11 protein-coding genes are annotated in these 12,469 nt (G+C 41.0%); all 11 read left to right on the top strand.

Going from position 1 to position 12,469, the window contains the following annotated elements:
* Positions 1 to 106: 106 nt before the first annotated feature.
* Positions 107 to 646, top strand: coding sequence for a YqeG family HAD IIIA-type phosphatase (locus BLR54_RS05015; RefSeq protein ID WP_090417611.1), 540 nt, complete (start codon positions 107 to 109; stop codon positions 644 to 646).
* A 75-nt stretch (positions 647 to 721) separates the two neighbouring features.
* Positions 722 to 1,168 carry a ribose 5-phosphate isomerase B gene (gene rpiB, locus BLR54_RS05010; RefSeq protein WP_090417609.1) on the top strand — a complete coding sequence of 149 codons (447 nt, stop codon included), beginning with the start codon at positions 722 to 724 and terminating at the stop codon, positions 1,166 to 1,168.
* Between the two features lie 90 nt (positions 1,169 to 1,258).
* Positions 1,259 to 2,590, top strand: coding sequence for a trigger factor (gene tig / locus BLR54_RS05005; RefSeq protein WP_090417607.1), 1,332 nt, complete (start codon positions 1,259 to 1,261; stop codon positions 2,588 to 2,590).
* Positions 2,591 to 2,771: 181 nt separating this feature from the next.
* Positions 2,772 to 3,356 carry an ATP-dependent Clp endopeptidase proteolytic subunit ClpP gene (gene clpP, locus BLR54_RS05000; protein ID WP_090417605.1) on the top strand — a complete coding sequence of 195 codons (585 nt, stop codon included), beginning with the start codon at positions 2,772 to 2,774 and terminating at the stop codon, positions 3,354 to 3,356.
* A gap of 54 nt (positions 3,357 to 3,410) precedes the next feature.
* Complete coding sequence (clpX, locus tag BLR54_RS04995; protein ID WP_090417603.1) at positions 3,411 to 4,700, top strand: ATP-dependent Clp protease ATP-binding subunit ClpX; 1,290 nt, start codon at positions 3,411 to 3,413, stop codon at positions 4,698 to 4,700.
* 2 nt (positions 4,701 to 4,702) lie between these two features.
* Positions 4,703 to 5,323: a ribosome biogenesis GTP-binding protein YihA/YsxC gene (yihA, locus tag BLR54_RS04990; protein WP_090417601.1), complete on the top strand. Its 621-nt coding sequence runs from the start codon at positions 4,703 to 4,705 to the stop codon at positions 5,321 to 5,323.
* A 102-nt stretch (positions 5,324 to 5,425) separates the two neighbouring features.
* Entirely contained in the window at positions 5,426 to 6,478 is a 1,053-nt protein-coding gene (locus tag BLR54_RS04985) for a metal ABC transporter substrate-binding protein (protein ID WP_090417599.1), read from the top strand.
* 16 nt (positions 6,479 to 6,494) lie between these two features.
* Positions 6,495 to 7,235, top strand: coding sequence for a metal ABC transporter ATP-binding protein (locus tag BLR54_RS04980; protein ID WP_090417597.1), 741 nt, complete (start codon positions 6,495 to 6,497; stop codon positions 7,233 to 7,235).
* Positions 7,228 to 8,031, top strand: a complete 804-nt coding sequence (locus BLR54_RS04975) for a metal ABC transporter permease (RefSeq protein WP_090417596.1) — start codon at positions 7,228 to 7,230, stop codon at positions 8,029 to 8,031. The genes BLR54_RS04980 and BLR54_RS04975 overlap by 8 nt, the downstream gene beginning before the upstream one ends.
* A gap of 369 nt (positions 8,032 to 8,400) precedes the next feature.
* Positions 8,401 to 9,867, top strand: coding sequence for a flagellin N-terminal helical domain-containing protein (locus BLR54_RS04970; RefSeq protein WP_090417594.1), 1,467 nt, complete (start codon positions 8,401 to 8,403; stop codon positions 9,865 to 9,867).
* 749 nt (positions 9,868 to 10,616) lie between these two features.
* Positions 10,617 to 12,098 (top strand): flagellin N-terminal helical domain-containing protein, encoded by a 1,482-nt coding sequence (locus BLR54_RS04965; protein WP_090417592.1) that lies wholly within the window; start codon positions 10,617 to 10,619, stop codon positions 12,096 to 12,098.
* Positions 12,099 to 12,469: the final 371 nt, after the last annotated feature.

Here is a 12,469-nt window from a genome sequence, read left to right as displayed (position 1 = left end):
TAAGGCCTAGGAATTCCTAGGTCTTTTATATTGTCCAAAACTCCTCTGTAAACCATAAAAATCAAAACTCTTTCTTATATTAAGGGATTGTGATACAATCGAGCCTATGAGTAAAAGAAATTTATATCCAAAAGACTATGTAAATAGCACATATTCAATCGATTTTAAAAAGCTTTATGAGGAGGGATACCGTGGTGTTATCTTTGACGTAGACAACACTTTGGTGCCACACAATGCTCCGGCAGACGATAGAGCTAAGGCCTTTTTTAAGGAGCTTCATGACATTGGCTTTGAGGCGTTGCTTCTATCTAATAACAAGGAGCCTCGTGTGAAGACCTTCAAGGAAGCTGTTACATATTGTTCTTATATTTATAAGGCAAACAAGCCTAGTGCTAAAGGCTACAAAAAGGCTATGGAGCAGATGGGAACTGACGAGACTAACACAATCTTCGTTGGAGACCAGGTTCTCACAGATGTATGGGGAGCCAACAGAGCTGGCATTCGTTCTGTTATGGTTAAGCCAGTTTTAAAATGGAAAGAGGAGCCTCAGATTATATTGAAGAGATTTTTAGAAGCCTTTATTTTACTAGGTTACAAAATATATAAAATGTACGGTAAAGATATATACAAAGTACCTCTTAAATAAAGTAATCTTTCAAATATAATGAGATAGGTCCAAGGCTTTGGACGAATATATCTTATGAGATAAAGGAGAAGAACAATGAAAATCGTTATTGCAAATGATCACGCAGCACCAGAGTTAAAGTTTGAGATAAAGGAGTACATGGAATCTCTTGGTCACGAGGTTATCAACATCGGAACAGATTCTACAGAGAGCTGTCACTATCCAGAATATGGTAAGAAGGCAGCTGAAATGGTAGCTTCTGGTGAGGTTGATTTGGGAGTTCTTATCTGCGGTACAGGTGTTGGAATTTCACTTGCTGCAAACAAGGTGAAGGGAATCCGCTGTGGTGTTTGCTCTGATACAGCAACAGCTCGTTTGATTCGTCAGCACAACAATGCAAATATGATTGCCTTTGGAGCAAGAATAGTAGGGTCTGAGCTTGCCAAGGATATTGTAAAAAGCTTCTTAGAAGCTGAGTTTGAGGGCGGCGGACGTCACCAGACAAGAATTGATATGATTTCAGCTATTGAAAATGAAAGATAGTTCTGCTATAATTTTTTGGCATGTTTAAATGCGTAATTAATAGGCCATAAGGTCGTACCTATACATGAATTAGAGGAGGAATATTAGTAAATGAACGTACAGGTAGAAAATCTTGAGAAGAACATGGCAAAGCTTACAGTCACAGTTGACGCAGCTGAGCTCGACAAGGCTATTACAAAGGCATATAACAAGCAGAAGAACAGCATTTCTGTTCCTGGCTTTAGAAAGGGCAAGGTTCCTCAGCACATGGTAGAGAAGATGTACGGTGCAGAGATTTTCTATGAGGACGCTGCTAATATTATTATGCAGGAAACATATCCACAGGCTTATGATGAGTCTAAGCTTGATATCGTTTCACAGCCAAAGATTGACATCACACAGCTTAAGAAGGGTGAGGATTTCATCTACACAGCAGAAGTTGCACTTAAGCCAGAAGTTAAGCTTGGTAAGTACAAGGGTGTTTCTGTAACAAAGGTTGACTCAAAGGTTACAGCTAAGGAAGTTAACGAGACAATCAAGGCTGAGCTTGAGAGAGCAGCTCGTACAGTTACAAAGACTGGCAAGGCTTCTAAGGGTGATACAGCAGTTATCGATTTCGAAGGTTTTGTTGATGGCGTAGCATTCGAAGGTGGTAAGGGCGAGAACTATGACCTTGAGCTTGGTTCAGGTTCATTCATCCCTGGTTTCGAAGAGCAGCTTATCGGTCACAAGGCTGGTGAGGATGTTGAGGTTGAGGTTACATTCCCAGAGGAATATCACGCAGATGATCTTGCTGGTAAGGCAGCTATCTTCAAGTGCCATATCCACGAGGTTAAGGGCAAGGATGTTCCAAAGCTTGATGATGAGTATGTAGCTGACACAACAGAGTTTGAGACAGTTGACGAGTACAAGGCATCTGTTAAGGAGCGCCTTGAGAACAATAAGAAGGCAGAAGGCCGTCGTGCACAGGAAGACGAAGCTATCGCAAAGATTGTTGAGGATTCAGAGATGGAAATCCCAGACGCTATGCTTGATTACCAGGTAGAGAACATGATCAACGACTTCGCTAACAACATGTCACAGCAGGGTCTTTCACTTCAGCAGTACATGCAGTTTACAGGCATGACAATGGATGCATTCCGTGATCAGGTTCGTCCAGACGCACTTTCACGTACACAGTCTTCACTCGTTCTTGAAGCAATCGCTAAGGAAGAGAAGATTGAGGTTTCTGATGCTGATATCGATGCTAAGCTTGAGGAAATGTCAAAGCAGTACGGTATGGAGCTTGAGCAGCTTAAGAACCTCGTTGGCGAGAACGAGAAGGAGTCTATGAAGAAGGATCTTGCTATCGAGAAGGCAATCACACTTATCATGGACAACGTTAAGGAAACAGCTAAGAAGAAGGCTACAAAGAAGGCTGAAGAAGAAGCTAAGGCTGAATAATACCTGGCTTCTCCTTGAGGAGAAGCTGTCACCGAAGGTGACTGATGAGGTGTTTTCATTAAAAAGTATTAAAATTTTGTAAAATCCAACAATTAGGGTTTGAAAAACATTATAATAGGCTTGTGCTGTTAAATAGCTAATGGCACAGGCTTATTTTACAATTTGAAGGAGGCATAATTTTATGGCAACAATTCCTTATGTCATTGAACAGAATTCTCGTGGTGAGCGTTCTTATGATATTTACTCAAGATTATTAAAGGATAGAATCGTATTCCTTGGCGAGGAGGTTAACGAGACAACAGCTTCTCTTACAGTTGCTCAGCTTCTTTTCCTTGAGTCTGAAGACCCTAGCAAGGATATTCATCTTTACATCAACAGCCCAGGCGGTAGCGTTACTGCTGGTATGGCTATATACGATACAATGCAGTATATCAAGTGCGATGTTTCTACTATCTGTATTGGTATGGCTGCTTCAATGGGAGCATTCCTTCTTGCAGGTGGACAGAAGGGCAAGAGATATGCACTTCCAAATGCAGAGGTTATGATTCACCAGCCACTTGGCGGTGCAAAGGGTCAGGCAACTGAAATCGAAATCGCTGCAAAGAACATTTTAAAGACTAGAGAAAAGTTAAACCGTATGCTCGCTGCAAACACAGGTAAGGATTACGAGCAGGTTTGCTTAGATACAGAGCGTGATCACTGGCTTGATGCTCAGGAAGCTCTTGACTACGGTCTTATTGACGAGATTATTACTAAGAAGAATTAGTTTTTCGACGATATATTCTTTAGGGGACTATAAATTTAAAGATTATTAGAGGTTATTATGGCAAGAAACGATGATAGAATTCGCTGCTCTTTCTGCGGCAAGACTCAAAATCAGGTTCGTAAGCTTATTGCAGGTCCAAATGGTGCGTTTATCTGTGATGAGTGTGTAGACATCTGCCAGGAAATCATCATGGAAGAGCTTGATGATTTTGCTCCTGCAGCTGATGCAGACTCAATCGAGATTAATCTTCAGAAGCCAGAAGACATGAAGGCATTCCTTGATCAGTATGTTATTGGTCAGGATGAGGCAAAGAAGGTTCTCTCTGTTGCAGTTTACAATCACTACAAGCGTATTATGGCAAACCCAGCTGATATTGATGTAGAGCTTCAGAAGAGTAACGTGCTTATGCTTGGTCCTACAGGTTCTGGTAAGACATTACTTGCACAGACATTGGCTCGTGTACTTGGTGTTCCATTTGCAATCGCAGATGCTACTACACTTACAGAGGCTGGTTATGTAGGTGAGGATGTTGAGAATATCCTTCTCAAGCTCATCCAGGCAGCAGAGTTCGATATTAAGAAAGCTGAAATCGGTATCGTCTACATCGACGAAATTGATAAAATTACAAAGAAGTCTGAGAACGTTTCAATTACTCGTGACGTTTCTGGTGAAGGTGTACAGCAGGCCCTCCTCAAGATTATCGAGGGAACAGTTGCAAACGTTCCACCTCAGGGCGGACGTAAGCACCCACAGCAGGAGACAATCGCCATCGACACAAAGAACATTCTCTTTATTTGCGGTGGTGCCTTCGAGGGACTTGAAAAGATTATTTCTCAGCGTACAAATGTGTCAGCTATCGGTTTTGGCGCAGATGTTAAGGATAAAAACAATCAGAAGATAGATGAGCTTTTACAGCAGGCACTTCCACAGGATTTCATTAAGTTTGGTCTTATTCCAGAGTTTATTGGACGTGTGCCAATCAATGTATCCTTGAACGAGCTTACAGAGGATGATATGATTCGCATTCTTCGCGAGCCTAAGAATTCTCTTACAAAGCAGTACCAGGCCCTTTTCAAGATGGATGGTGTTAAGCTTGAGTTTGAGGATGATGCACTTCGCGAGATAGCAAAGAAGTCTATCGAGAGAAAGACAGGTGCTCGTGGTCTTCGCGCCATCGTAGAGTCAGTTATGATGGACCACATGTATCATGTGCCATCTGATGAATCTATCACAGAAATCACAGTTACAAAAGAAATGGTTGATAACAACCTCCTCCTTATCGACAAGGATAATGAGGATGCAAGTGTTGTTTCAATCGAAGATAAACAGGAAAAGAGCGCATAATAATGGTTATTCGTTCATGTAATCTAGAAACAGTGTGTGGGCCTACATCCACCTTGCCAAAGAACGACCTTCCAGAGGTTGCCTTCGCTGGTAAGTCAAATGTAGGCAAGTCATCACTCATAAATGCGGTTATGAACCGCAAAGCTCTTGCGAGAGTATCAGCACAGCCGGGCAAGACCCAGACCATAAATTTCTATAATATCAACGATGAGATTTATGTTGTGGATTTGCCGGGCTACGGCTTTGCTAAGGCATCTGAAAAGGAGCGCGAGGCTTGGGGCAAGATGATAGAGACCTATCTCAATACCTCAGACATGATTCGTGCCGTGTTCCTTTTAGTAGACATTCGACACGCACCATCTGCCAACGACAAGCAGATGTTTGAGTGGATGGATTATGTTGGCTACGACCCAATTGTCATAGCCACAAAGGCTGACAAAATCAAGCGCAGCCAGCTTGATAAGCAAATTAAAATCCTTCGTGAAGGTCTCGGTGCAGGAAAGGATACCATCATCGTTCCTTTCTCATCCCAAACAAAGCAGGGCCTTGATACTATCCAGGATTTCTTAGACCAAGTAATCGAAAATGAAGCATCTCTAACAGATGTAGATGATTTAGATTAGCAGACGGGAGGGTCCCACTTGTGGGAGTTGCGCGTCTGCCACAGCAGGCCCATTGCCGAAGGCAATTTGCATGGGCCTTGCTTTCCCGATGTGTGAGGTGTTATGTTAAAAAATAAATATTTATTTGTGCTGCTACTGCTATGCTCCATTACCGTGGTGTGCAGTATCGGCACATTTTTTTATGTAAAACTAAATAACGAACAGGTGGCTTCCGAGGACGAGATTCTCGTGATGACCAGCTGCAATCCTGTATACATTGCCACACTAAACATCCTTGATGGAGTGGAGGGCTACAGAGTACAGAATCTTTCTCAGCCAACCACAGGTTGTCTTCACGACTACACCCTTACCACAGAGGATATGAAGAACCTTTCAAAGGCTGATGTGTTGGTGGTAAACGGCGGTGGCATGGAAGGCTATCTTGATGATGTTATGGAAGCCTATCCAGATCTTAAGATTATAGATACATATGAAGACATAGAGCATTCCAACGGAATCTTTGGGATGGACTCGCTTCTTATTGAAGAAGAGGAAGAACATGATCATGAGGAACATGAGCATGAAGAAGATGATGAAAGGCTTCACCTTGAGGGGAAGGGGGACCACGAAGTGGTGGATGAGGTGTCAGACCATCACCACCACGACCATGGCGCCAACAGCCACATCTGGATGGATGATCGCCTCTTCAAGTGCCAGGTTGTATCTATAGCTAATGGCCTTATGGAGCCAAACCCAAACAGAGAAGAGACTCCAATGTCTAAGAATTTCTTTGAGTATAGCCAGAAACTAGAAAATGACATAGACAAACAAGGCTTGGATAAAACCTTGGCAGGTTCCAATGTAGCTATTCTTCATGAAGCCTTCGCATATACAGCTCAGTCTGTAGGTGCCAACGTGGTGGCAACCATGGACTTAGACGAGGAGCGCCAGGTTAGCGCAGGAGAAGTAAGCGAATTCATTAACGAGATAAAAGAACACGATGTTAAGCTTGTCTTTGCAGAGTACGACTACGGTAAATCCATGGGAGACCTAATCGAAGAGCAAACCGACGCAAAAGTAGTATATCTAGAGACTCTTGTCCACGGTGATTACGACGCTGATTCGTACATAGCCGTACAGAATAGCAATTATGCTAAGATAAAGAATGCATTATAAGATTTAGGATATTAGAATGAAAAAAATTATTCCATGTGGATTCCACTGTATAAAATTTGTAGACCTTGGGGTAGCTTTTGGTGACCAGCAGGTGCTTAGCAACATTAATCTCCATGTGCACTGTGGCCAGATGACTGCAGTGATTGGAAGAAATGGTGCTGGTAAGTCTACACTTGTTAGAGCTATCTTAGGAGAGGTTCCTTATACAGGAGAGATTCAGTTCAAAAATAAAATGAATATGAAGATGGAAGGCCTAAAGATAGGTTATGTTCCACAGTCTATTAATATAGATAGAACAACTCCACTTTCTGTATATGATTTGTTTCAGTCATTTACAGGAAAGGTGCCTATTCTTTTTAATAGTAAAAAAGAACATGACCATGTTCGTGAAGCCTTGGCAGAGTTTGATGTGGCAGAGCTTATTGATCAGCCTGTAGGTACACTTTCAGGCGGCCAGCTTCAGAGAGTGTTGCTTGCAATGGCAGTTCATGATACTCCAAACCTTCTATTATTAGATGAGCCAGTATCAGGAATTGATAAGAATGGTATGGATGCCTTCTATGAAAAGATGAAATATCTGAAGGAGACCCATGACTTGGCTATCATTCTTGTAAGCCATGACTTGGATTATGTATATAAGTATGCAGACAATGTAATCCTCATAGACAAGACTGTTACAGCAGCTGGAAGACCAAGACTGGTGTATGAGACAGACGCTTTTAAATCAGTATTTGGAAAGGGGGCAGCAAATGTTTAGTGAAATGTTTAGTTACTCCTTTATGATTAGGGCTACAATTGCAATCCTTTTGATTTCTCCATTGTTTGGAATGGTTGGCACAATGATTGTGCAAAAGCGTATGGCATATTTTAGCGATGCACTTGGACATTCTGCTCTGACAGGTATAGCTGCAGGTGTCATTATGGGAATTGCCAACACCACAGTTTCAATGATTATCTTTGGAATATGTTTTGCCCTTCTTCTTAATTATATAAGTAGAAAGGGGCTTAGTTCTTCAGATACCTTGATTTCGGTATTTGCTAGCTGTGCTACAGCCTTAGGTCTTGCAATTCTTTCTAGAGGAGGAAGCTTCAGCAACTACTCAGCTATATTGGTGGGAGATATTCTTTCCATTACAGTAGCGGAGATTATTCAGCTAGTAGTTTTATTTGCTGTGATATTAGTGTTCTGGTGCATCAGCATCAACAGACTTACAGCTATCAGCATACATGCAACACTTGCAAAGAGCCGCAGCATCTCCGTACGTGTGATTGAGGATGCCTTTGCCGTGCTTATTGCACTATTGGTAATGCTCAGCATTAAGTGGGTGGGAATCCTTCTTATTAATGCGCTGCTTATCTTGCCAGCAGCCAGCAGCAGAAATATCTCGGAGAACTTTAGAGAATACACATACTTTTCTATGATATTTAGTATTTTCTCGGGTATTGTGGGATTGTTTGTTTCTTACTTTACAGACATGGCTACAGGCCCTATGATTGTAATCATAGCAAGTGTTATATACTTTGCAACTTATATATATGGAAAAGACAGATAGTGATGAGCTCCAGCTTTGGCTGGAGCTTTTTTTCTGCTAACAATTTTCTTCAAAAAGTTATTTTTAAAAGCAAAATTTGCAAAAACCCTTGAAAATAGTAATGTTTTCGGGACTTTGTCGTGAATTTTGAGAGAAAGTTAACCCTAAAAGTATGAACATTTAGTGAAATAACTGTTAATTTCAGAAAAAGGTGCTATTATAATGTTACAGATGTTTGAGCGAGCGTCTGGAATGCGTTTTTTATAACGTGATAGCTAAGCAGTATACCACGCGAGTACTGATGGTTATCGTAACTATTCAACAAAGTGCGTTTGGCCACGCACATCCGGGAATGGATTCTCGGTGCTTTCTACAAGGAGGTAGAACATTATGGTAGTACAACACAACATGCAGGCAAGTAATGCTTCAAGAATGCTTAACATCACTTCTGGAAGCCAGGCAAAGTCAACAGAGAAGTTAGCTTCTGGTTACAAGATTAACCGTGCAGCAGATGATGCAGCTGGTCTTTCAATTTCAGAGAAGATGCGTAAGCAGATCAGAGGTCTTGATCAGGCTTCTACAAATGCACAGGATGGTGTATCTGCAGTGCAGACAGCTGAAGGTGCTCTTACAGAAGTTCACTCTATGCTCCAGAGAATGAATGAACTTGCAGTTCAGGCAGCTAACGGAACAAACAGTGAAACAGATCGTTCTTCAATCCAGGATGAAATTAAACAGCTTACAACTGAAATCGATCGTGTTGCTGAGACAACAAAGTTCAATGAGACATATTTGCTTAAGGGTGATTATGGCACAAAGACAATCAAGATTGCAGCTCATGATGCAGGTCTTGATGGAACACTTACTCAGAACACACAGAAGGCTACCTTCACAATGCAGCAGCTCAAGATGGGCGATAGCTACACAATTGGTGGAACTAAGTACACAATCGGTGTTTCTGGTACAAGTCCATCTGACCAGCTTTCAAATGCTCTTGCATTATTAGATGCAAGCAGCCTTGATAATGGCGAAGTAATCAAGATTGATGGCAAGTCATTTACTATTGCAGGTGCAACAAATGCTGATACATCAGAAGTTAAGAATGATGAAATTGGTACATTTGCAGGACAGGGTTCTACAATTGAGTACAATGGCAAGTCTGTAACATTATTTAGCACAGATACTGGAGCAGCACCATCAGATGGTGTTGATGACAACAATTCTCTTCTTATTACAGAGGAGAAGGCTTACAATCTCATTTTGAACGAATTCAAGGCAGCTTCAAACATTGGTGCTACAACACAGGTTTCAGGCGCAACTGTTAAGATTGGTGATAATGATGCAGCTACATCAGTTACTGCTTCACAGGCTAATGGCAAGACTGCTTCTGATGTAAATGGAAAGACTGTAGAATTTACTCTTACAAAGGGTTCTGCTGAAGTTCAGAATGATCTTACATTTAACCTTCATGTTGGTTCTGATGCTGACATGACAAACAAGATTGGAGTTACAATTAATGATATGAGCTCTACAGGTCTTGGTATTAAGGGTCTTAATGTAGCTGATGCTACAGGTAAGGCTGCAACATATGCTATCGACGCTATTGCAGACGCTGTTTCTAAGGTATCTGCACAGAGATCTTCACTCGGTGCTATCCAGAACAGATTAGAGCATACAATTGCTAACGTTGATAACGTAGTTGAGAACACTAATGCATCTGAGTCACGTATCCGTGATACAGATATGGCTGATGAAATGGTTAACTACAGCAAGAATAATATTCTTACACAGGCAGGCCAGGCAATGCTTGCACAGGCTAACCAGTCTACCCAGGGAGTACTTTCTATTTTAGGGTAGTGAAACCAAAACTGAATAAGGATTAACCAATTAATCGCGTGACTAGATATATAAAGCATAATTCAAGGGCTTCTTTCCTATAGGAAAGGGGGCCCTTTTTCTGGGGTTTAAAATAATTTTAATATAAAATAAAAATTTTTTGATTTAGGGGTTAAGTTTATAACACTTCCTCCGATATATAAGTTGCAAGGGTGATAAGGGGCTAAAAATTAAGCCTAAAACACAAGCTTAACACCAGCATTTAGAAGGAAATAAAAAAATAATAAAAAAATTTCTAAAAAGGGGTTAAGTTTTAAAAAGAGTCATCCGATAAACTAGTTGCAAGGGTGAGAAGGACATTTATTATAGCTCACCAAGGCACCAAAGATAAATGAAAAGGACTTCATTATCTGAGATTTACAAACATCATTTAAATATCTTATTCGATACAGAACAAGGATGTTAAGGATCGATGAATAATTTCAAGTTTCTAATTCCATTTATCAAATTGCAACTTTACAATTAAATACTAATTATGTTTACTACTAGTTTATTTTTTATTCGATAGTCATGCAGTATGCCGCGCGAGTACTGTGTTGATTATAGATAGTCATTCGGTTAGCTTCCGGGTGACGGTTAGTAATTTATTAACATGTGAAATGTAAGCATAGCTTACTAGGGCACAAAAGTTGTTATTCACAACTTTTGACCCCGGTCACATCTCCCAGGAAAGGATTCCAACGGGAGTATCTACAAGGAGGTAGAATTTTATGGTAGTACAACACAATATGCAAGCATCCAATGCTTCAAGAATGCTCAACATCACAGCAGGAAATCAGTCAAAGTCAACAGAGAAGTTAGCATCTGGTTACAAGATTAACCGTGCAGCTGATGACGCAGCTGGTCTTTCAATTTCAGAGAAGATGCGCAAGCAGATTAGAGGTCTTGATCAGGCATCTACAAATGCTCAGGATGGTGTATCTGCAGTGCAGACAGCTGAAGGTGCGTTAACAGAAGTTCACTCAATGCTTCAGAGAATGAACGAGTTGGCAGTACAGGCAGCTAACGGAACAAACAGTGAGTCTGATCGTTCTTCAATCCAGGACGAAATTAATCAGCTTACAACTGAAATTGATCGTGTTGCTGAGACAACAAAGTTCAACGAGACTTATCTTCTTAAGGGCGATTATGGTACAAAGACAATCAAAATCGCAGCTCATGATGCAGGTCTTGAAGGAACACTTACACAGAACACATCAAAGGCTACATTTACAATGAATGCGCTTGCAATGGGCGACACCTACACAATTGGTGGAACAAAGTATACAATCGGTGTTTCATCAGGTGGTGGAAAGACTCAGCTTGAAAATGCTTTAGATGTTCTTGGCACATCCGCAGACAAAGATGCTGAGAAGCACTTAGAGATTGGCGAGGTAGTTAAGATTGATGGCAAGTCATTCACAATTGCTAATAAGACTAATGCAGACACATCAGAAGTTGCGATGACACAGCTTAATCTTTTCGCAAGTGAAGGTTCTACAATTGAGTACAATGGTAAGGCAGTAACATTATTCAACAAGGCTGATGGATCAGATGCTGTTGATGAGAAGGATGCTACACTTATTACAGCAGAGAAGGCTTATGAGCTTATCGCAAACGAACTTCGTTCAGCATCTTCAATTGGTGCAGATGAGGTTATCGCACTTCCTAGTAAGGCTGCTATCGATGGTGATGGTGTAAACGGTAATTATGCATCAGCAACTTACAACAATCAGTTGCCTAGTGCAGTTGAGGGTCATAAGGTAACCTTTACCCTTACAAAGGGAGAGGCTTCAGTTCAGAATGACCTTACATTCAACCTTCACGTTGGTTCTGACGCTGATATGACAAACAAGATTGGCGTTACAATCACAGACATGAGCTCTGCATCACTTGGTATTCAGGGACTTAACGTTTCTGATGCAACAGGTAAAGCAGCTACATACGCTATCGATGCAATCGCTGACGCTGTTTCGAAGGTATCTGCACAGAGATCTTCACTCGGTGCTATCCAGAACAGATTAGAGCACACAATCGCTAACGTAGACAACGTAGTTGAGAATACAAATGCTTCTGAATCACGTATCCGTGATACAGATATGGCTGATGAAATGGTTAACTACAGCAAGAATAACATTCTTCAGCAGGCAGGTCAGGCAATGCTTGCACAGGCTAACCAGTCAACACAGGGCGTATTATCAATCCTTGGATAATCTAGCATATAGCTTATAGTTAGCTAGTTTCCAGTTAATCGTTTCGCGCAGACTAGTTTAAATACTAGTAAAATAGGGGACTTCCTTAGAGGAAGTCCTCTTTTTTGATTTTTGTTCTAAAGTTTTTTCCGTCCTCACCGATAATTAAAGTAGATGGAAACAGTAACCTGTTATCCTTCATAATCGTAGCTTTACAATTAAATAAAGCTGTTATACTACTAGGCGTTTTCATTTGAGACTATAAGTTCAAGTGAAAGTGCAATTTCTTCCTTTGATAGCATGTGGAGGTTGGTCACTCCCTTGTTATATAGATACGGATGCAGCCTAAAGTATGTGGCATTCCAAATCATTGAAACTTTAAATTTACGTTA

Source organism: Pseudobutyrivibrio sp. YE44, from assembly GCF_900104335.1.
In the GTDB taxonomy this organism is placed as follows: Bacteria; Bacillota; Clostridia; order Lachnospirales; family Lachnospiraceae; genus Pseudobutyrivibrio.
The sequence above is the reverse complement of the archived record's forward strand: the minus strand, read 5'-3'. Positions and strand labels throughout refer to the sequence as shown.